Source organism: Lacticaseibacillus jixiensis (assembly GCF_042847315.1).
GTDB lineage: Bacteria > Bacillota > Bacilli > Lactobacillales > Lactobacillaceae > Lacticaseibacillus > Lacticaseibacillus jixiensis.
In genome coordinates, this window is the sequence record NZ_BAAFPR010000011.1 from 76,311 (window position 1) to 97,099 (window position 20,789).

The window sequence follows — 20,789 nt, forward strand, 5'->3', positions numbered from 1 at the left end:
TGACGTTTGGGCGTACTTTGCCCAAGCGGCGTCATGACTTACACGCAAGCCCGTTGCTTTGCGCAGCTCGACGAAGACCACAGCGTATCAAGCGGGGACTTGATCGAACTGGCCCGGCCAGGCGCCGCTTCGGCGCGCGGGGCAAGCGACGGCGCAGGCGGTGCGGCCGGCTTCAACCACGCTGAAGGGCGCGTGTTTTACGCCTAAGCATTTAGCCGTGCGCTCGCTGCGCTCACCTGCGCGTCTAAATGCTTGCCGCGATCAGCATGCAAAGACAAGCACAACCCACTTGTCTTTGCATGCTGATCGTTTCACGGCCTGACCGTCGCTTGCCCCGCGCGCCTACGCGACACCTGGCCTCCCTTATTTGATTCAGGATACGGGACACTAACAGCAATGCTAATTGAAATGATTTACGTGCTTCTGGCATGAGAAAATCAATGGTGACGGGAGCTGCCTGGCGATGCGATACGCCAGCCCAACTATCAAAGCAACAGCTCGTGGTTAGAATTTGTTCAGGTTTCAACTGTCGATTCATAACTCTAGTGGCAACGGACGGGATTTAGCGAGGGCAACGAGTCGAAGACATTGACACGCCGGCACGCATGATCGGCAGCACAGCAGACGCGCAACCCACGACGACTGTATGCCACCACACAAAAACCCGCTTTGCCGGCGCAATTGGCAAAGCGGGTTTTCACACACATACAATTTTGAAAGGCAGGTGAAACTAGTCGACGTAGGTCAAGGCTTGCTTGAGGTCGTCTAAGATATCATCGATGTTTTCGATCCCGATGGAAACACGGATCAAATCAGGGGTGATACCAGCAGTTTTGAGCTGTTCGTCGTTGAGTTGGGCGTGAGTGGTGGAAGCTGGGTGGATGATCAAGGACTTGGCATCGCCGACGTTAGCCAGCAAGGAGAAGATCTTGATGTGGTTGATCAAGGTGATGGCGCCTTCGCGACCGGCTTTCAAGCCGAAAGTGAAGATCGAGCCTGAGCCTTTAGGGAAGTAGCGCTTGGCCAGATCCGCATACTTGGAGCCCTTAGCTTCTGGGTAGGATACCCAAGCGACCTTGGGGTTATCCTCTAAGAACTTCACGACTTTGCGGGCGTTTTCTACGTGGCGTTCCACCCGCAGGCTCAAGGTTTCAAAGCCTTGTAATAAGTACCAAGCGGATTGTGGTGACAAGGTCGCACCGGTATCCCGCAGGTGTTCAGCACGGATCTTGGTGGTGAAGGCTGCATCGCCCAGGTCTTTCCAGACGATCCCGTTGTAAGAAGCAACTGGGGTGGTGAAACCAGGGTAGCGGCCGCTGGCTTCGTAGTCGAACTTGCCATTCTCAATGACTAAGCCGCCTAAAGTGGCGCCATGGCCGCCGATGAACTTAGTAGCAGAGTGAACCACGACGTCTACGCCATGTTCCAATGGGCGAACCAGATATGGGGTGGCGAAAGTAGAGTCAACGATCACGATGATGCCGTGCTTATGGGCGATTTCGGCAACTTTTTCAAAGTCGACAATGTTGATTGCCGGGTTGCCTAAGGATTCGAAGAAAACGACTTTGGTGTTGTCTTGGATCGCGTCTTCAAAGTTCTGCGGATCGTCTGGGTCAACGAAGGTGGTGTCGATGCCTAACTTCTTGAAAGTTTCAGAGAATAATTCGAAGGTGCCGCCATAAATCGTGGAGGCTGAAACAATATGATCACCGGCGCCGGTCACGTTAAGCACCGCAGCGGTCACAGCCGCAGCGCCGCTGGCCAAGGAAATTGCGGCTGTGCCGCCTTCAAGGGCTGCTGCGCGGGCTTCCAAAGCGGCGTTGGTGGAGTTGGTCAAACGGCCGTAGATATTGCCGGCATCGCGCAAGGCGAAGCGGTCGGCGGCTTGTTTGGCATCTTTGAAGACGAAGGCGGCAGTTTGATAAATTGGGGTCACCCGAGCGCCAGTAGCAGGATCTGGTTGTTCTTGGCCGGCGTGCAGTTGTAAGGTTTCAAAGCGATAGTTGTTTTCAGTCATGATGAGCACCTCTGTATGAATTGTTAGTTTTGTGCGAAATATTGGAGTGAGGGTCAGGCGGCATTGGCCGATGCCGCGGGAACAAAAAAATCCCGGGACCCGCAAATTGCAGGTCCCGGGACGACTAGTCGTGTTACCACCCGGATTTCAAACGTCATCGCTGACGCTCACTCATCAGGTACGTGCGTGCACTGCGCAGATACCCTAGCGCTTTAACGGGCGCTCCCGGACGCGACTCACGAAATTGCTTGTCGGATCACTGGCTCGAAGACCATTTTCATTCGCTTCCTGTGACCGACTTGCACCAACTGTCGGCTCTCTGGGCACGCTGTTCGAATTACTTATCTTGTCATTGCCATTTGTTGATACCAACTCTAATCGCTCACTCATCAAAAAGCAAGCCCTTTTTCAAAAAAAGTTTTTCCCACTCGCTGGATGGTGACGACAAACCTTGTGATATCAGCGATTTAACGCAATAATTTTCTTGGCGCAGGTGAGGTGTTCAGCAATTTTGTACACCTGTCACCCCGATCATGATGAATAATGGTAAAATGATGAGGATGTGGCATGATGCACACATGGGCTGTGCCGACAGAAGGATGTGATATAATTAAACCAACTTTGCCGTGAAAGGGCGATTCTGATTTGAAGAAATTGCGTTATTTGGACTATTACATATTAGTCCCTTACCTGATATTGATCGGCATTGGGGTGGTAATGTGTTATTCCGCCAGTGCTTATTGGATCAAGACTCAATATGGTCAAGCCGAAACGACGATCTTGATCAAACAAGCGATGTTTGCGGTGATCGGCGTGTGTATCGTGGCCTTCTTCTATTACTTCAAGCTTCACATCTTTACTCGGCCGCGTTGGCAGCTGTTCTTGTGGATCGTCACCTTCGGCTTGCTGGTGTATTTGTTCTTGTTAAGCCACTTGCGGCCGTCTGCTGCGGTTAATGGGGCCACCGCTTGGATCCAAGTGGGGCCGATCAATATCCAACCCACTGAAATCGCCAAACTGACGGTGATCTTGTACTTGGCGCATATGTTCTCCAGCCGCCAACAAGCGATGCTTGAGCCTGGGTTTTCGCTTAAGCAGCTGCGTGCGCCGATATTTCTGGTTGGGATCTGTATCGCATTGGTGTTGTTTCAACCAGATACTGGTGGTGCCGTGATCATTTCCGGTGTCACCTTGGTGATGATCGCCGCCAGCGGCATTGCGCTGCGTTACGGGGCAACGGCGGTGGCTGGCTTGTCAGCGTTTATCGCGGCGTTGTATTATGTGTTGATCCACTTCAAGCTGCCAAGCTGGTTGCGCTCGTCATATCAGGTCAAGCGCTTGTTAGCGGCGATCCATCCTTTTGCCATGCGCAAGCTGGAAGGGAATCAAGTCGTTAACTCCTTAGTGGCCATCGCCCATGGCGGCTGGTTTGGGGTGGGACTTGGCAATTCAACACAGAAGCTTGGCTATTTGCCGGAACCTTACACCGATTTCATCTTGTCGGTGATCGCCGAAGAACTCGGCGTGGTAGGGGCGGTGGTGATCGTCGGGCTGATCTTCTTTTTGATCTTACGGTTTTATTTGATCGGGATCCGGGCTAAGGATACCTATTGTGCGCTGATCGCATACGGCGTAGCGACGATGATGTTGATCCAGACCACGTTCAACGTCGGCGCGGTGGTGGGCTTGTTGCCGGTCACCGGCGTCACTTTGCCGTTCATCAGCTACGGCGGCTCGAGTATGTTCGTCTTATCAGCCGCCATCGGGATCATGTTACATATCAGCGCGATCCAAAAGCGCAGAAAAGAAAAGAAAGTGGGCGTAAAGCATGCATAAAGTGTTAGTCGCAAACCGCGGGGAAATCGCTATTCGCATTTTCCGTGCGGCAGAAGAACTCGGCTTGAAGACAGTCGGCATCTTCGCCAAAGAAGATGAATTGGCGATCCACCGCTTCAAGGCGCAAGAAGCATATCAAGTGGGGGCCGGCAAAGCGCCGATCGCTGCGTACTTAGACATGGATGATATCATCCGCATCGCCAAGGCTTCAGGCGCTGATGCGATCCATCCAGGGTATGGCTTGTTATCTGAGAATGCTGAATTCGCCCGTAAAGTCCGCGCCGCCGGGTTGACTTTCGTCGGCCCGCGCTCGGAATTGTTGGATATTTTCGGCGATAAAGTCGCCGCCAAGCAAGCTGCCGTTAAAGCCGGCTTGACCATTATCCCAGGTACCCCAGAGCCGACGCGCGACTTTGATGAAATCTTGGATTTCACCAAGCAGCACGGCTTTCCGGTGATGCTTAAAGCCGCCAGTGGTGGCGGCGGCAAAGGGATGCGTATCGTCCATTCTGAAGAAGAGCTGCGCCAAGTCTATCAGAATGCCGTTAATGAAGCGCAATCCAGCTTCGGCGATGACCGGATGTATGTTGAGAAGTACATCAAGTCAGCCAAGCACATTGAAGTCCAAGTCTTAGGCGATGAACACGGTCATTTGATCCACTTGTTCGAGCGGGATTGCTCAGTGCAGCGCCGCAACCAGAAAGTTATCGAAATCGCGCCGGCCATTGGCTTGCCGATCGCTTTGCGGCGCCAGATCTGTGACGCGGCGGTGGCGTTGATGAGTTCCTTGCACTATGAAAATGCCGGCACCGTTGAGTTCTTGGTGGAAGGCGATCACTTCTACTTCATCGAAGTCAACCCGCGCGTGCAGGTGGAACATACCATCACCGAATTGATCACCGATGCCGATATCGTGCAGTCGCAATTACGCATTGCCGACGGGGCAGATCTTTATAAAGATCTGCACTTCCCCAAGCAAGCAGACATCACCTTCCGCGGTGCGGCCATTCAATGCCGGATCACCACTGAAGACCCAGCCAATAACTTCATGCCTGATACTGGCACGATTTCCACTTACCGCTCACCAGGCGGCTTAGGGGTGCGGTTGGATGTCGGCAATGCTTATGCCGGGGCTGTGGTTTCGCCGTATTTTGATTCATTATTGGTTAAGACTTCCGTGCACTCGGCAACTTTTGGCGGGGCGGTTCGCAAGATGCAGCGCGCCTTGCGGGAATATCGCATCACTGGCGTCAAAACCAACATGCCATTCTTGCAGAATGTGTTGGATCATCCGACGTTTCAAGCCGGTGCGGCAGAAACGACCTTTATTGACACAACACCAGAATTGTTCAATTTGCGGCCAGTACGCAGCCGCAGCGGCGAGTTGATGAATTATGTCGGCGAAATCACCGTTAACGGCTTCCCAGGTGTCGATCGCCACGATCAGAAATACTACCCAGACTGGCATTATCGCCAGCAGTTCCCAAGCGGACCGCTGCACTGGCCAGCCGCTACCGGCGGCTTGCCGCAATTGTTGCATGACCGAGGGCCTAAAGCCGTCACGGATTGGATCAAAGACCATAAGCAGGTCTTATTGACTGACACGACGTTTCGGGATGCGCATCAAAGCTTATTTGCGACGCGTATGCGCACGCGCGACATGTTGCGCGTGGCCCCAGATATGGCCAATGGTTTGCCGAATCTGTTCTCCATGGAAATGTGGGGCGGGGCAACATTTGATGTGGCTTATCGCTTCTTGAAAGAAGACCCATGGCAGCGTTTGAAGGTCTTGCGCAAGGCGATGCCAAACACCTTGTTGCAAATGCTGTTCCGCGGTTCCAATGCGGTGGGTTACCAGAATTATCCGGATAACGTGATCCGTCAATTTATTCAAACGGCGGCCAAAGACGGCATCGATGTGTTCCGCATTTTTGATTCGTTGAACTGGGTGCCGCAATTGACCCACTCCATTGATGCGGTCAAAGAAACCGGCAAACTGGCAGAAGGCACGATGTGTTATACCGGCGATATCCTAGGCACGGCCCATCCTAAGTACAACTTGGCTTATTACGTTGATTTGGCCAAGCAGCTGCAAAACGCCGGGGCTGATATCTTGGCGATCAAAGACATGGCTGGCTTATTGAAGCCGCAAGCTGCGTATGAACTGATTTCAGCGTTAAAAGACGCCGTTGATTTGCCGATTCATTTGCACACCCATGACACCACCGGTAACGGCGTGGCCACTTATGTGCAAGCCGTCAATGCCGGCGTGGATATCGTGGATGTGGCCCAGTCAGCCTTTTCTGGGACCACCAGCCAGCCGTCGATGGAATCGTTATATTACGCGTTGTCAGATAATGCCCGGCAGCCGGAGTTAAACATTCAAAACGCCGAGAAGCTGGATTCATACTTCCAAAGCATTCGCCCGTATTACGCTGACTTCTCAAACGGGGTGTCTGGTCCATTGACTGACATTTACACCGTGCAAATGCCAGGTGGTCAATACTCTAACTTGCAGCAACAAGCCAAGAGCATGGGCATTAATGATTTCACCGCGGTTAAGAAAATGTACGCTGACGTCAATGACTTATTTGGCGACTTGGTGAAAGTGACCCCAAGTTCCAAAGTGGTCGGCGATATGGCCTTGTTCTTGCTGCAAAACAAGCTCACCACCAAAGACGTCTTGGATCATGGCGAAACCATCGACTTCCCAGAGTCGGTGATCAGCTTCTTCAAAGGCGACTTAGGTCAGCCTGTCGGCGGCTTCCCTAAAGACTTGCAAGCCAAAGTCCTCAAAGGCCAAAGTGCCTTGACGGTGCGGCCTGGCAGCTTGGCGAAGCCGGCTGATTTTGCCGCGGTACGTCAAGACTTGATCCAAAGCGGCTTAAGCAAGCCAACTGATGAAGATGTACTGTCGGCCATCTTGTATCCTGAGGTCTTTAGCAAATACCGGGCCGATCATGAGAAGTTTGGGCCAGTGACGACGCTGGATTCACCGACGTTCTTCCAAGGCATGCGTGTCGGCGAAACTGTCCACATCGCCGTCCGCAACGGGATCATGTACATCATGCGCTTGGATGCGATCGGTGAACCGGATGCTTCTGGGATCCGTACCTTGTACTTCACCATTAACGGCCAGAAGCAAGAAACGCAGATCCGCGACGCTAAGAGCCAACACAGCACAGCGGCCCATCAATTGGCCGAACCGACCAACAAGAACCAAATCGGCGCGCCAATGGGTGGCCGGATCGTTTCCATTGCGGTGAAGAACAACCAAACTGTGCAAGCTGGGGATGACTTATTTGTCATTGAAGCCATGAAGATGGAAACGACGGTGCATGCACCATTTACCGGCAAGCTGACGCATTTGTATGTGGAAGCCGGCGATTTGGTGCAATCTCAAGAATTATTGGCAACACTCAAACCCGTTGCCCAAGACAAGTAGGTGAAACAATGTTGAACATCACGCCGAGAATCGGCATGGTCGTGTGGGTGTATTCCCTCAGACAGATCCGCGCCTTGCGCCACTTCGGCACGGTGATGTATGTCTCAAAGCGCATGAAGTATGCTTATTTATATTTGGATGCCGACAAAGCCGACGCTGTCAAAGCCGAAGTGGAGAAGTTGCGCTTCGTCAAGTCAGTGGCGTTTTCCAAGCGGCCTGAATTGGCAGAAGAATATGGACCAGACGCAGATACGGCGATGAACCGCCTCATTGAGGAAGTTCGCCAGCAAGGAGGGCACAATGCGCGTGATCACAGGTGAATTTCGCGGCTTGCGCTTGAATGCCGTGCCTGGCAATCAAACGCGGCCGACTGCAGATAAGGTCAAAGAATCGATGTTCAACATGTTGGGGCCCTTCTTTGAAGGCGGCCAAGCGCTGGATCTGTATGCCGGCACCGGGGCGTTAGGCATCGAAGCGGTCAGCCGCGGGATGGACCATGCCACATTGGTCGATCGACAATTTGCTGCGATCAAAACCATTCGCGAAAACATCGACAAAACTCATGCACCAGAACGCTTTACCGTGATGAAAGCGCCAGTGGCCAAGGCAATAGCTGAGCTTGCCGGGGCGCATTATGATTTGATCATGGCCGATCCGCCTTATGCCAAACAAGAAGTGCTAAAGCAATTGGCGGCGTTTCTTGAGTTGGACCTGCTGGCAGAGAACGGCGTCGTGATGCTTGAAACCGGCTTGGATGTCACTTATCCAGAACAAATCGCCGGCTTTGAGATTTTGCGCCATCAAACTTATGGTGTGGCGCAAGTGCTGATCTTACAAAAGGCGGTGAAGGCATGAGCCGCATCGCGATTTTTCCGGGGAGTTTTGATCCTTTTACCAATGGCCATTTGGACACGGTCAGCCGTGCGGCGAAGTTGTTTGATCAAGTGGTGATCGCCGCGATGACCAACACCAACAAACACGCGTTGTTCACTGCAGACGAGAAACTCGCCTTGATCAAAACCGCGGTGGCTGCATATCCCAATGTTTCCGTTGTTGCGCAACCGAGTGAATTGACGGTGGCGTATGCCCACAAGATCGGCGCACAGTTTCTGATCCGCGGCTTGCGCAATTCCGCTGATTACAACTATGAACGCGACATCGCGGCGATGAATCATGAGCTGGATCCAGACATTGAAACCGTGTTGTTGCTGGCAGACAAGCGCTATTCGTTCTTGTCATCGAGTCTGATCAAAGAAGTCGCGCAATTTGGCGGGGATGTGTCACACTTGCTGCCGCCAAATGTCGCCAAGGCTTTGCAGGCCAAACTGGGAGGATGAGTTGATGCATAAGAAGCGCCGGTGGCTGATTGCAGGCTTGGTGGTGGTGATCATCGCCGCTTTAGCCTTGTGGCCGACCAAGTGGTATGTCGAAGTGCCAGGGTCTGCCGAGTCGTTGAAGCCTTATGTGCAAGTGGCAGGGACCAAAGATCGCGCCAAAGGCAGCTATATGCTGACGACGGTTGGCGTCGTGGGCCCGGCCAGTCCGTTGGTGTTGTTATGGGGCAAGCTGCAGCCATATGCTGATATCGTGTCACAACAAGACTTGATGGGCAAAGACTCCAGCGCCGAATATGACCAATTACAGCATTACTACATCAAATCTGCCGCCGATAATGCGGTAGCGGCGGCGTTTAAAGCCGCTAAGCAGCCGTATACGATCAAACACCGCGGCATTTATGTGATGTCGGTGTTAAAAACTTCGCCGTTTAAGAACAAGTTGGCACTAGGCGATACCATTACCAAAGTTGATGGCGTCGCTTATCAAACTGCCGATGAGTTCATCAATGCCATTCAAAAGCGGCAAGTTAACAGCACAGTGACTTTGACCTATCAGCATGCTGGCGCCACCAAAACGGCGCGCGGCAAGCTGATGCGCCTGCCTGGCAACAAGAAAGCCGGCATTGGCATCACGTTGACTGAAAACACCACCACCACCAGGAAGCCAAAAGTCACCATCGACGCTGGTGATATCGGCGGACCAAGTGCTGGGCTGATGTTTGCGGTGCAAACGTACACGCAGATCACTGGCGCTAATTTGCGCCACGGCCAGAAAATTGCCGGTACCGGCACCATTGATGCTGATGGCAAAGTGGGTCAAATCGGCGGGATCGATAAGAAAGTGTATATTTGTGCCAAATCCGGGGCCAAGGTGTTCTTTGCCCCGAATACGCCGGCGACCAAGGCGTTGTTGAAGCTGGATCCGACGTATGAGAATAATTACACTGTGGCCAAGCGCACCGCCAAGGCGATCGGGACGAAGATGAAGATCGTGCCGGTGCAGACTTTGCAAGATGCGCTGGATTATCTGCAAAACCAAAGCGGAGCCGCCCGCTTTTAGCGGTGGCTATAAGGCAGGATGATGTTTGGGCGAATTTTGTCCAAGCAGCATCCTGCTTTTTTTGCAGTGCGTGTTAGGGCAAGGCCGGACAGGTGAAGCCCAGGTGCACGGGGGCCGCAAGCCGGCGCTTCGCCTGTCCTTCGTCATTGGAACCGGGTATGGTGTGATGAACAGCACGAACGTTGTGGCTCTTCATTGAAAATGAACATCGGGTTCAAGCCGCGTTATTGCCACGAAATTGACAGTAAGCCGATGGGTACTTTGCGTTACTTGCAAAGTACTTTTTTGTGTCGAAAACCAGAGCGAATGTTCGACAATTGGTGAAGGTATTGAGTATTTGCACGGGCTGATGGCATGACGTGTGATTCGACAAGCTTGATGCGTCATGCATTGGCAGAAATGACTGCTTTTGGTGCGAATGAACTAAATAGACACATTCTATTCAAACTAGGAGGCGCCGTTATGTCACGGATCAAGACCTTGTTGCAAGAATATTGGTTGATCGTTGTTGTCGCATTAGGCGCTGGCGGATTCTTCTGGTGGCAAAGCCGCCAAGTGCAAACTCTGGCGCCGATCGCTGAATCCAGCAGCTTTGTGGTCACCAGCAGCAGCGGCAGTGCCGCCAGCAGCAGTAAACCGCAAGCGGGCTTCGTGCATATTAAAGGGGCTGTGGTAAAACCGGGGCTTTATCCGGTGGATGGGACCACCCGCTGGGATGAAGTGGTGCGCTTAGCTGGCGGGTTGACGGCTGATGCGGATGTTTCAGCGGTGAATTTGGCGTTGATCGCCACGGATCAAGCAAGCTTGTGGATCCCTGAAAAAGGCGCAGCACCAGCGGCTCAAACTGCGCCGCCAAGCGCACCTGGGGCAATGGGGGCAACTAATGATGCTGCGTTGGTGAACATTAACACTGCGACGGAAACTGAGTTACAAACCCTTTCTGGAATTGGACCGAAGAAAGCGGCAGATATTATTGCGTATCGAGAAGCCAACGGCAATTTTGCGGCGATCGAAGATTTGAAGAATGTTTCCGGCATCGGTGACAAAACTTATGAAGCGCTGCAAGATGCCATCACGGTTGGCCCATGAGCGGGCGGTGGTGGCTGATCGCGGCAGGTTTTTGCGCTGGGGTCATGCTGATGGTGGGGTATTGGTGGGCGGCTTTGCCGGTACTGATTTATGTGGGCTGGATCGGGCGCAACTTGGTGCGCGGCGGGTTGTTGGTGGCGATCAGCCTCGGGGCGCTGGTGGGGTGGCATGAAGCAAAGCAGCGCGTCAAGCCGCCGCTGCCGCAAGGGGCAGTGTTGGTGATGCCCACTGATTGGACGATTCAAGCCACTTTTGTGCGGTATGTGGGCACTGCTGCAAATGGCGTGCGCGTTTCTGGCAGCGCCAATGTGACACCGGATGTTGCGCAGGCTTTGGCGAGTTTGACGACGCCTGCAATCGTGACTTGGTCCAAGACCCCAGCGCGCTTGCCTGGGGCGCGCAATGAATATGAGTTTGATTATGCCGATTATGCTTGGGCGCAGAATCACCAAGCGTATCAAATCCCGACGCAAAAGCTGCAATGGCAAGCAGTGGCACCGGCCACCTTGAGCCAGTGGCTTGATAGTTTGCGCGCCAAACTCATGCAGCGGCTTGAGCGGCTGCCGCCTTTGACCAGCCGCTATGCCAAAGGGCTGCTGTTGGGGCAAGTGGATGCGGATTTTGACGATTTGCGGGCGACTTTTGTGAATCTGGGGATTTTTCACTTATTTTCGGTGTCGGGACTGCATTTGTTTGCGCTGATCGGGCTGCTGTATTGGTTAACGGATCGCTTGCGGGTGCCAAAAGAAGCCGTTGATTGGGGCGTGATCGGGTTATTGCCAGCGTTATTGATTTTGATCCCACCAGGGGCGGGGATCTTGCGAGCAGTGTGGATGCGCGTGGGGATGAGCTTGAATGCACGCTTGAAGCTGGACTTAACGGGGTTTGATGTGTTTGCCTTGGTGTTGATGGGTAATGTTTGGTATCGACCGTTGGTGTTGACGACTTTTGGCGGGCAGCTGACTTATTTGTTGTGCGGGGTGTTGCTGGTGGTGCCAGCCATGCCAAATTGGCAAATTGCCTGGCGCATGGTGGCAACCGGCACGCCGGTGGTATTGGCGCATACGTTCCAATTTCACCTGCTGAGCGGGTGGTTTAATTGGCTATTGATGCCGGTGTTTGAAGTGGTGATCATGCCCTTGTTGGCAGTGGTGGTGTTGATGCCGCAAACGCCTTTGACTAACTGGTGTGAGCAATTATTGACGCTTGGTGAATACGGACTTGGCCAACTGGCAAAGCTGCCTGGCTTGGTGATTTTTGGCGCTGTGACGCCTTGGCTGGCCGCATTGGGGGTGGTGGTGGTTTTAGCTGCCCTGGCGCATCAGCGCTTGCGTTATGCTTTCATGTGGCTCATCGGGGCTTATGCACTGGCCAATTGGCATCCCCAAGCGCGGGTGGTGATGTTTGATGTGGGCCAAGGTGATGCGATTTTGGTTGAAGCGCCATTCAAACAAGGGGTGATGTTGATCGATACCGGCGGGCGGCTGTTTGGCACTTCGCGCAACCCCCCGGCGCTGCGGGTGATCGTCAATTATTTGCATGCGCGCGGTTATGCCAAGTTGGATACGTTGGTTTTGACCCATGCCGATGCCGATCATGTCGGCGATGCCGCTGTTGTGACCAAGGCGCTGCCGGTCAATACGGTGGTGAGCACCCCATTGGCTGCTAATCACCCGCTGATCCAAGCTACAGTTCATGGCCAAGTGAGCCGCCATCAACAAGCCTTGGCTGGGGCAGTGGTGCGCGCCGGCAGCTTGCAATTCACTGTGGTGGCGCCAAGTGCGATGACTGCCACAGAGAAAAACGCCGACTCGCTGGTGCTGTATGGTAGAATTGGAGAAGACCGGTGGCTGTTCACCGGGGATGCCGATGCCAGTGTTGAACGCAATGAACTGATCCCAAAACATTTGGCTGTGGATTATTTGAAAGTCGCCCATCACGGTTCCAATACCGCCACTAGTCCGGAGTTGATCGCCCAGTGGCAGCTTAAAGCCGCCTTGATCTCAGCTGGCGTGAATAATCGCTATGGGCATCCGCATCTTGCAACGTTAACGACGCTGGCCAAAGCCCAGGTGCCGACTTATGTTACGGCCAACAGCGGCCAACTGACCGTGGAGCATGGTCAGATCACAGAATTTCTAAAGGATAAGATGCATGCGAGTCAATGAATTTCGTCACAAATTAACCAGCGAATTCCCGCCGTTGGTGTTGATATTAGGGACAGAAGCGGCTTTGCGCCAAGAGGCCCTAGCAGCAGTGCGCGCCTTGATCCCAACTGATCAAGCCACCATGAATTATGCTGTGTATGATATGCGCCAAACCCCTGTGGCAGTGGCTTTAGATGATGCTGCCTCGCCGCCGTTTTTTGGCGATCATCGTTTGGTGGTGATCCAAGATCCGTATTTTCTCACCGGCGAGAAAGCCAACGGCAAAGTCGAACACGACCTAGATGCGCTGACAGCGTATTTCAAAGCACCAGTGGACTCGACGATCATGGTGTTGGTGGCGCCTTATGAGAAACTCGATGAACGCAAGCGCTTGACCAAAGCCTTGAAGCAGAACGCTTTGATCGTGGATGTGGCGCCGTTGGATGAACGCAGTGCCAAACAAGCGGTGCTTAATGCGCTTAAACAGCGCAAACTCACCGTCACTGCCGATGGCATCGATGCGCTGGCGCAACGGGCTAACGCCGATTATTCGGTGATGATGGCGCAACTGCCGAAGCTGGCTTTATATGCGGCTAATGGCGCAGTCTTAGACGCCGATGCAGTGGCGGCGCTGGTGCCCAAGCAGCTGAGTGATCGCGTATTTGACTTGGTGGCGGCGGTGTTGGCGAAGAACGTCACAGAAGCGTTGTCGATTTATCGCGACTTGTTGCTGCAAAAAGAAGAGCCGATCCGCTTGAATTCGCTGTTGTTGTCGCAGTTTCGCTTGCTGTTGCAAGTGCAGATCTTGGCCAAGCAAGGTTATAGTCAAGGCAGTGTGGCGTCAACGTTGAAAGTGCATCCTTATCGGGTGAAGCTGGCGTGGCGCTCAAGCGGTCATTTGGATCCGGCGGCTTTGCGCAATGCTTATATCGGCTTGGTTGCCACTGAAGCCGCGATGAAAACCGGACGCGTGGATAAAGAATTGGCTTTTGAATTGTTTGTGTTGCAATATGCTGCAGGCACGCCGATCGCGCCATAAAAAAACTGCCGTCAACCAAACGTTGACGGCAGTTTTTGGGTAAACAAAAACGCCAAGCAGGCTTGGCGTATGTGCAATTACTTGTTCAGTAATGCAGAAAGACGGCTCTTGTCGCGGCCAGACTTGTTCTTAGAGATCAAGCCTTTGCTGTTAGCCTTGTCGATAGCGCGGGTTGCTTCCTTGAATAAGTCAGCAGCGTTATCAGCACCGGCAGCTTGGGCAGTCTTAAACTTCTTGACCGTGCTACGCAAGGCGCTGGATTGCGCTGCGTTGCGTTGGCGAGAAGCTTCTTGAGTCTTCACACGCTTGATAGCAGATTTGATTTGTGGCATGAGGTTCACCTCCGAATGTTATTAGTTGATACTACTAGGTTTTGCTTCAACAGCAAACATTATACCCAAGCCAGAAGCGCATTGCAATAAAAACCGTAAAGGAAAATTCCTTGATAGCTGTTTGCGGGTGTTGGTGCATTATGCTTGCAATCTCTGGGGGGTATCTGGTAAAGTGGACAAGTACCTGTGAACCTGTCACTTAGCTTTGCGGTTCACCGCGCAATTCTCAGTCTCAGGCAATTATATTAAGAAAGGTGGAAATAACCCATGGCTATTTCACAAACTCAAAAGAACGAAATCATTGCAAAGTATGCACGTCACGAAGGCGACACTGGCTCACCAGAAGTCCAAATCGCCGTATTGACTGCTGACATCTTGGCCTTAAACGACCATTTGGATGTTCACCATAAGGACCATCATTCATATGTTGGTTTGATGAAGAAGATCGGCCAACGTCGTAACTTGCTTCGCTACTTGCGTAACAAGGACATCGCCCGCTACCGTGAACTCATCCAATCCTTGGGTCTGCGTCGTTAATCTTAGCAATTTCACTCCCTTGCCAATGGCAGGGGAGTTTTTTTGTACCAGAGCGGAGCAGCGCGTACTTAGCGCGTCAGGTAGCCTAGCCATGGTGATTGAGGCGTACTTTGCTTTGCGCAGCTCAACGAAGACTACAGCGTAAAAAGCGTGGATCTGCCAGGCCCGGACAGGTGCAGCTTCGGCGCGTGGGGCCGCAAGCCGGCGCAGGCGGTGCGGCCGGCTGCAACCGCGCTGAGAAACGCGCGTTTTCCGCCTAAGTTTGAAGCCCCGCATCGCTGCGCTCAACGCGGGTCTTCAAACTTGCCGCGAGCAGTATCGCAAGCCAAGCACAGCCCGCTTGTCTTGTGATGCTGCTCGTTTCACGGCCTGACCGGCTTGCGGCCCCACGTGCCTACGCTGTACCTGTCCTTTGGTATTCGAATCAGGCGTCCAACCGCGTGATAAACGAAACGCTGATCGATCCAGCTAACGGTTGCAACAGGTTTAATCGACGGGCAGGGGAGGTTTCGTTAATGGTTATTGGCGATCCTGTCTGCGCCAATGATGATTGTTTTCCGGATAACATAGCAAAACTTCATCAATCCTTGCACAGTGATGGTCGCTGGCATTATGTTAGCGTGATGGTGTTTGGTCATGTACCACCATCCGCGAGGGGCCGACTTTTGGGCAAGCATAGGTTTTCTGGTGTGGCTGTGGTACACTAGTCGTTAGGAAAAACCGTGACTGTCAGGAGTGCGCCGAATCACGTGCGCGCACGGAATTCTGGTGGTGATAAACTTAATATGAGGTGAAACCATGACTAAAATCAATCTGGTTGCCCTCGGTGGTGTACGCGAAAATGGTAAAAACATGTATGCCGTCGAAGTGGACGATCAAATTTTTGTTGTCGATTTCGGGTTGAAGTACCCAGACAACGAATTATTAGGGATCGACATCGTGATCCCAGACCTGACTTACTTAGAAAATAACGCCGATCGCATCGCCGGGATCTTCTTAACCCATGGCCATGCAGACGCAGTGGGGGCCTTGCCGTATTTTCTCAGTGAACATCCAGTGCCGGTATTCGGTTCTGAATTGACCATTGCAGTGGCGAAGCTTTACACCCAAGGCGACCCGCAAGCCAAGAAGTTCAAAGACTTCCATGTGATCGATGAGAAATCAGTCATTGATTTCGATGGCGTGTCGGTGTCGTTCTTCCGCACCACTCACAGCATTCCAGGGTCGTTAGGCGTTGATATTCAAACCCCTGAAGGCCAAATCGTCTACACCGGCGATTTCAAATTCGACCAAAGTGCGCGTGCGATGTATCGCAGCGATTTGGCACGCTTGGCGCATATCGGCGAAAATCGCGTCTTGGCCTTGTTGTCTGATTCAGCCAATGCGGAATCACCTTACACCAACGCCTCAGAGCGCGAGATCTACGAAAACATCAAAGAGACCTTCAAGTACCACACCGGGCGGATCATTGTCGCCAGTGTTGCCGGCAACATTGAACGCATCCAACAGGTCTTAGACGCCGCTGCGGCTAACGACCGGCGGGTGGTCTTGACCGGTCGCGATGTGCAGAAAATCGTCAAAACAGCCATCAAGATGAAATACATCAAGCTGCCAAACAGCGATATTCTGGCGACGACCAAAGACCTCAAAGAACTGGCCCCAGAACAAACGGTCATTCTCGAAACCGGCCGCATGGGCGAACCCTTGAAGTCCTTGCAGCGCATGGCCACTTCCAAGCACCGCTTGATCCACATTCATGAAGGCGATTTGGTGTATATCACCACGTCGATTTCGCATGCGATGGAAACCATGGCTGCGCGTACCAAAGATCTGATCTATCGCGCTGGCGGTGAGGTCAAAGCCGTATCTGACAATTTGCATGCTTCCGGTCATGCCAACAAGCAAGACTTGCAGTTGATGTTGAACTTGTTGCGGCCGAAGTTCTTGGTGCCGGTGATTGGTGAATACCGCTTATTGGCTGCTCATGCTGAAATCGCCCATGAAGTCGGGATCCCATATTCGCACATTTTCATTCCAGGCTTAGGCGACATTTTAAGCATCGAGAAGGGCAAAATGCATAACGCCGGCCACGTTGACGCCGGCAACACCATGATCGATGGCATTGGCGTCGGCGATATCGGCAACATTGTGTTGCGTGATCGCAAGATGTTAGCCGAAGACGGGATCTTCATCGCGGTGGTCACCATTGACCGCAAGAAGAAGAAAGTCGTGGCGCATCCAAAGATCCAATCTCGCGGCTTTGTTTACATGAAGACGTCTAAGAACTTGTTGCAAGAATCTGCCAAATTGGTGGCTGATTCGGTGCAAAAAAACCTCGATCACAAAGAGTTCGATTGGAGCACCTTGAAACAAGCCGTGCGCGATGATTTAAGCCACTTCTTGTTTGATCAAACCAAGCGCCGGCCGGTGATCTTGCCTGTGATCATGGAAGTCAACCAAAACAGTGCCAAGCGGCAATAATGCAAGTTGATAACGGTCGCAGACAATGTCTGGGGCCGTTTGCCGAATGTTAAAGCAAATTACAATTGTCAGCAGCTAAAGGAGAAATGTTTTCCATGGGAAAAGTCGTGTCCATGCCTAATAACCCAAATCGCCACTTAATGTTAGGCGAGCGGGCCTTAAAGGCACAAAACTACGCCAGTGCCGTGGCGCACTTGGAGAAAGCCTTCAAAGAGACGGAAGCTTTTGAAGTTGCCCGCTTATTAGTCGCCGCCGAAAACGGCCTGCATCAGCCGCAAGACGCTGTGGGCTACCTCAGCGAATTCATGGAAGATTTCTTGGCGACTGAACAAGATACCAACACGCTGTATGATACCTTGTTGGCGTTGCCGGATTACCGCTTTGCTTGGGCGGTGCTGCATCATGTCCAATCAGGGCAAGCCCCGGCGATCCAAGCGCGGATCGAAGCGGCAGAGCAAGCGGATCTGGCGGCGCATGAAGCGCAGATCGCGACTTTGGCCAAGCAGCTGCGCCATTTAGGCGGCTTTGATGCTCATGAGCAAGAAACCTTGTTGAAGCAATTGGGCCGCTTGCCTAAAGCCCAATTGCGCGAGGCCGCGCGGGCCAACCTCGCCGATCCAGATGTCCATCCGGCGGTGCGCATCAGCTTGTTAGACGCGTTAACGGCTGTTGGTGACGATGCGCCGGTGACAGTGGCTGGGTACAATTGTACCGGGTCGGTGGTGCCGCGCGATCTCCCTGGGGCCTTAGGGGACAAGACTTTGCTGGCGGTGTTGTTTGAGATCCAAAGCCAAATCGGGCTCAATGATCCGGAGCTGATGAAGGCAACAGTCGAAGTGCTGCGCTTTGAGTTAGGTTATTTATATCCGTTCATCGATCAGGTGATCAAAGATCCGAAACATTTTGCCAGCAGTTACTTACACAAGCAGGCGCCTAGCGTGACTAAGGATGAGCAAGCCTTGTTCAACTGGCTGCAGCAACAAACCGCCAAGCTGATGGATATGGCGTAATAACGGGATTTTGCTGTAAATGAAAAAAACTTGACGCCTAGGCTTTACAAAGCCGGCGTTTCTCGATATAATCATTTTCGGAATTCATTTCCAGCCGAAATATTTGTTTTGGTGTTTCGGCGTGAATGTAGTACACTATAAAGTAGAGTTTGCACGGCTGTGCTGTGCGCAACTTTGCGACAAAAATACAGGAGGTTCGTTTTTTCATGGCTGAAAAAGAACACTATGAACGCACTAAGCCCCACGTAAACATTGGTACGATTGGGCACGTTGACCACGGTAAGACTACCCTGACCGCGGCTATCACCAAGGTACTTTCCGAAAAGGGCCTTGCTAAAGCGCAAGACTACGCATCAATCGATGCTGCCCCAGAAGAAAAGGAACGTGGTATCACCATCAACACCGCCCACGTTGAATACGAAACCGAAAAGCGCCACTATGCGCATATCGATGCCCCTGGGCACGCGGACTACGTTAAGAACATGATCACCGGTGCTGCGCAAATGGATGGTGCGATCTTGGTTGTTGCCGCTACTGACGGCCCGATGCCACAGACTCGTGAACACATCCTTTTGGCTCGCCAGGTTGGTGTTGACTACATCGTTGTCTTCTTAAACAAGACTGATCTTGTTGACGATGACGAATTGATTGACCTTGTTGAAATGGAAGTTCGGGAACTGTTGTCCGAATACGATTTCCCTGGTGACGATATTCCGGTTCTCCGTGGTTCTGCCCTCAAGGCTCTTGAAGGCGACGAAGAACAAAAGAAGGTTATCCAAGAACTCATGGACACGGTTGACGAATATATCCCAACTCCAGTTCGTGACACTGACAAGCCTTTCTTGATGCCTGTTGAAGACGTCTTCACCATCACTGGTCGTGGTACTGTTGCTTCCGGCCGTATCGATCGTGGTACTGTTAAGATCGGTGACGAAGTCGAAATCATCGGCTTGAAGCCAGAAGTTCTCAAGTCCACTGTTACGGGTCTGGAAATGTTCCGTAAGACTTTGGATCTTGGTGAAGCCGGCGATAACGTTGGTGTCTTGCTTCGTGGTATCAACCGCGACCAAGTTGAACGTGGCCAAGTTTTAGCTAAGCCAGGTTCCATCCAATTACACTCCAAGTTCAAGGGTGAAGTTTATGTCTTGAGCAAGGAAGAAGGTGGCCGTCATACGCCATTCTTCTCCAACTATCGTCCTCAGTTCTACTTCCATACCACTGACGTTACCGGTGTCATCGAACTTCCTGATGGCGTTGAAATGGTAATGCCTGGTGATAACGTTACCTTCGAAGTTGACTTGATCAGCCCTGTCGCTATTGAAAAGGGTACCAAGTTCACTGTTCGTGAAGGCGGCCGTACTGTTGGTGCCGGTGTCGTTTCTGAGATCATGGACTAACATTACACCAAAGAACACTCTGCTTAGGCAGGGTGTTTTTTTTTACCCAGAGCGGAGCAGCCCGCACTTAGCGGTGGATATAAGGCGGGATGACATTTGGGCGTACTTTGCCCAAGTGGCGTCACGACTTATATCACGCCGCGTTGGGCTGCGCAGCTCGACGAAGACCACAGCGGAGCAAAGCGCACTTAGCGGGTCGGATAGCCTAGCCATGTTGTTTGAGGCGTACTTTGCCTCGAGCAGCATGGCGTAGCTAGCCGCACCCGCGTTGCTTTGCGCAGCTCGACGAAGACCACAGCGTAAAAAGCCCGGACAGGGATTGCTTCGGTGCGCTGGGCAAGCGGCGGCGCAGGCAGTGCGGCCGGTTCCAACCGCGCTGAAAAGCGCGCGTTTTCCACCTAACTTTTGAGCTTTGCACTCGCCTGCGGCTCGCCTTGCAAATCTCAAAAGTTGCCGCGTGTGATGTCGGGTGAGCCTCGCAAAGTACGCGAGTCTTACCTGACATCACACGTTTCACGGCCTGACCGCCGCTTGCCCCGCGCACCTACGCAATCCCTGTCCTACAATAGTTGAATCAGCCAACAAGTGGCACGAGCGACCAGTTATGTGTGGCCTGTGGTTACTTGTTGGATTCGGTTTTTGAAGTCATGCCAATGAGCAATGCTGATTTTCATCGAACCGGGTGGATTCTGGTGAGTATTGCAACGATTTTCGAGCCGTTGATCTGAAAGTCGAGAAACGCTTAGATACGATTTGTGAGATGTTTGGTCACTCCGTTATTCAAGATTGTGTCGAGCTTGAGCATTTTTCATCGTTGACTGAGCCTTGCTTGCTGCTGTATTTTCCAAAGTTGATTTTAGTAATCACGTCTGCAACTTCGCGCCTTGATCGCCCAATTTGTCGCTAACTCGAACACCCAAGGACAGGGGTTGCGGAGTGGCGTGGGGCAAGCGGCGGTCAGGCCGTGAAACGATTTGTACAGTGAGACAAGCGGGCTGTGCTTGGCTCGCTGTACAAATCGCGGCAAGCATTTAGACGCGCAAGTGAGCAAAGCGAGCGCAC

The 20,789-nt window shown here is 52.6% G+C and carries 16 protein-coding genes and 1 other annotated feature; of the genes, 14 read left to right on the forward strand and 2 right to left on the reverse strand.

The genetic code is table 11. From position 1 onward, the window contains the following. Positions 1-33: 33 nt before the first annotated feature. Complete coding sequence (locus tag ACGG90_RS08790; protein WP_390408428.1) at positions 34-207, forward strand: hypothetical protein; 174 nt, start codon at positions 34-36, stop codon at positions 205-207. A gap of 523 nt (positions 208-730) precedes the next feature. On the opposite strand, the gene ACGG90_RS08795 is transcribed toward ACGG90_RS08790, so the two are convergent. After that, on the reverse strand, positions 731-2,017 hold the full coding sequence (locus ACGG90_RS08795) for an O-acetylhomoserine aminocarboxypropyltransferase/cysteine synthase family protein (protein WP_390408431.1): 1,287 nt from the start codon (positions 2,015-2,017) through the stop codon (positions 731-733). Positions 2,018-2,130: 113 nt separating this feature from the next. Continuing rightward, positions 2,131-2,379: a binding site (T-box leader), on the reverse strand. A gap of 283 nt (positions 2,380-2,662) precedes the next feature. On the opposite strand from ACGG90_RS08795, the gene ACGG90_RS08800 reads away from it, so the two are divergent. From ACGG90_RS08800 to holA, 9 genes are all read left to right on the forward strand, one after another. Continuing rightward, positions 2,663-3,853, forward strand: coding sequence for an FtsW/RodA/SpoVE family cell cycle protein (locus ACGG90_RS08800; RefSeq protein WP_390408434.1), 1,191 nt, complete (start codon positions 2,663-2,665; stop codon positions 3,851-3,853). Beyond that, the gene (locus ACGG90_RS08805; protein ID WP_390408436.1) at positions 3,846-7,298 is read left to right on the forward strand and encodes a pyruvate carboxylase; all 3,453 of its coding nucleotides are present in this window, start codon (positions 3,846-3,848) and stop codon (positions 7,296-7,298) included. Before ACGG90_RS08800 ends, ACGG90_RS08805 begins: the two co-directional genes overlap by 8 nt. An 8-nt stretch (positions 7,299-7,306) precedes the next feature. Continuing rightward, positions 7,307-7,618 (forward strand): YlbG family protein, encoded by a 312-nt coding sequence (locus ACGG90_RS08810; protein WP_390408438.1) that lies wholly within the window; start codon positions 7,307-7,309, stop codon positions 7,616-7,618. Further along, complete coding sequence (rsmD, locus tag ACGG90_RS08815) at positions 7,599-8,153, forward strand: 16S rRNA (guanine(966)-N(2))-methyltransferase RsmD (protein WP_390408441.1); 555 nt, start codon at positions 7,599-7,601, stop codon at positions 8,151-8,153. Before ACGG90_RS08810 ends, rsmD begins: the two co-directional genes overlap by 20 nt. Beyond that, positions 8,150-8,635 (forward strand): pantetheine-phosphate adenylyltransferase, encoded by a 486-nt coding sequence (gene coaD / locus ACGG90_RS08820; protein ID WP_390408444.1) that lies wholly within the window; start codon positions 8,150-8,152, stop codon positions 8,633-8,635. The genes rsmD and coaD overlap by 4 nt, the downstream gene beginning before the upstream one ends. 4 nt (positions 8,636-8,639) lie before the next feature. Then, positions 8,640-9,695 carry a SepM family pheromone-processing serine protease gene (locus tag ACGG90_RS08825; protein WP_390408447.1) on the forward strand — a complete coding sequence of 352 codons (1,056 nt, stop codon included), beginning with the start codon at positions 8,640-8,642 and terminating at the stop codon, positions 9,693-9,695. 462 nt (positions 9,696-10,157) lie between these two features. Then, positions 10,158-10,784 (forward strand): helix-hairpin-helix domain-containing protein, encoded by a 627-nt coding sequence (locus tag ACGG90_RS08830; protein WP_390408449.1) that lies wholly within the window; start codon positions 10,158-10,160, stop codon positions 10,782-10,784. Between the two features lie 50 nt (positions 10,785-10,834). Continuing rightward, a complete protein-coding gene (locus ACGG90_RS08835; RefSeq protein WP_390408452.1) occupies positions 10,835-12,952 on the forward strand; it encodes a ComEC/Rec2 family competence protein in 2,118 nt (705 codons plus the stop codon). Beyond that, positions 12,939-13,970 carry a DNA polymerase III subunit delta gene (gene holA, locus ACGG90_RS08840; RefSeq protein ID WP_390408455.1) on the forward strand — a complete coding sequence of 344 codons (1,032 nt, stop codon included), beginning with the start codon at positions 12,939-12,941 and terminating at the stop codon, positions 13,968-13,970. The genes ACGG90_RS08835 and holA overlap by 14 nt, the downstream gene beginning before the upstream one ends. Before the next feature lie 77 nt (positions 13,971-14,047). Here holA and rpsT read toward each other — a convergent pair whose 3' ends face one another. Further along, positions 14,048-14,302 (reverse strand): 30S ribosomal protein S20, encoded by a 255-nt coding sequence (gene rpsT / locus ACGG90_RS08845; RefSeq protein WP_390408457.1) that lies wholly within the window; start codon positions 14,300-14,302, stop codon positions 14,048-14,050. Between the two features lie 267 nt (positions 14,303-14,569). On the opposite strand from rpsT, the gene rpsO reads away from it, so the two are divergent. The 4 genes from rpsO (at position 14,570) to tuf (ending at position 19,727) form a co-directional block, all read left to right on the forward strand. Beyond that, positions 14,570-14,839, forward strand: coding sequence for a 30S ribosomal protein S15 (gene rpsO, locus ACGG90_RS08850; protein WP_390408459.1), 270 nt, complete (start codon positions 14,570-14,572; stop codon positions 14,837-14,839). Positions 14,840-15,637: 798 nt separating this feature from the next. Continuing rightward, on the forward strand, positions 15,638-17,320 hold the full coding sequence (locus tag ACGG90_RS08855) for a ribonuclease J (protein WP_390408462.1): 1,683 nt from the start codon (positions 15,638-15,640) through the stop codon (positions 17,318-17,320). Positions 17,321-17,415: 95 nt separating this feature from the next. Beyond that, positions 17,416-18,330, forward strand: a complete 915-nt coding sequence (locus tag ACGG90_RS08860; RefSeq protein ID WP_390408465.1) for a hypothetical protein — start codon at positions 17,416-17,418, stop codon at positions 18,328-18,330. A 206-nt stretch (positions 18,331-18,536) separates the two neighbouring features. Continuing rightward, complete coding sequence (tuf, locus tag ACGG90_RS08865) at positions 18,537-19,727, forward strand: elongation factor Tu (protein ID WP_390408467.1); 1,191 nt, start codon at positions 18,537-18,539, stop codon at positions 19,725-19,727. Positions 19,728-20,789: the final 1,062 nt, after the last annotated feature.

Bases quoted from the DNA above. Each gene is read 5' to 3' on its own strand.
- rsmD (WP_390408441.1), top strand. From the start codon at position 7,599: ATGCGCGTGATCACAGGTGAATTTCGCGGCTTGCGCTTGAATGCCGTG.
- ACGG90_RS08790 (WP_390408428.1), top strand. From the start codon at position 34: ATGACTTACACGCAAGCCCGTTGCTTTGCGCAGCTCGACGAAGACCAC.
- ACGG90_RS08835 (WP_390408452.1), top strand. From the start codon at position 10,835: ATGGTGGGGTATTGGTGGGCGGCTTTGCCGGTACTGATTTATGTGGGC.
- tuf (WP_390408467.1), top strand. From the start codon at position 18,537: ATGGCTGAAAAAGAACACTATGAACGCACTAAGCCCCACGTAAACATT.
- ACGG90_RS08805 (WP_390408436.1), top strand. From the start codon at position 3,846: ATGCATAAAGTGTTAGTCGCAAACCGCGGGGAAATCGCTATTCGCATT.
- rpsT (WP_390408457.1), bottom strand. From the start codon at position 14,302: ATGCCACAAATCAAATCTGCTATCAAGCGTGTGAAGACTCAAGAAGCT.
- holA (WP_390408455.1), top strand. From the start codon at position 12,939: ATGCGAGTCAATGAATTTCGTCACAAATTAACCAGCGAATTCCCGCCG.
- coaD (WP_390408444.1), top strand. From the start codon at position 8,150: ATGAGCCGCATCGCGATTTTTCCGGGGAGTTTTGATCCTTTTACCAAT.
- rpsO (WP_390408459.1), top strand. From the start codon at position 14,570: ATGGCTATTTCACAAACTCAAAAGAACGAAATCATTGCAAAGTATGCA.
- ACGG90_RS08795 (WP_390408431.1), bottom strand. From the start codon at position 2,017: ATGACTGAAAACAACTATCGCTTTGAAACCTTACAACTGCACGCCGGC.
- ACGG90_RS08825 (WP_390408447.1), top strand. From the start codon at position 8,640: ATGCATAAGAAGCGCCGGTGGCTGATTGCAGGCTTGGTGGTGGTGATC.
- ACGG90_RS08860 (WP_390408465.1), top strand. From the start codon at position 17,416: ATGGGAAAAGTCGTGTCCATGCCTAATAACCCAAATCGCCACTTAATG.
- ACGG90_RS08830 (WP_390408449.1), top strand. From the start codon at position 10,158: ATGTCACGGATCAAGACCTTGTTGCAAGAATATTGGTTGATCGTTGTT.
- ACGG90_RS08810 (WP_390408438.1), top strand. From the start codon at position 7,307: ATGTTGAACATCACGCCGAGAATCGGCATGGTCGTGTGGGTGTATTCC.
- ACGG90_RS08855 (WP_390408462.1), top strand. From the start codon at position 15,638: ATGACTAAAATCAATCTGGTTGCCCTCGGTGGTGTACGCGAAAATGGT.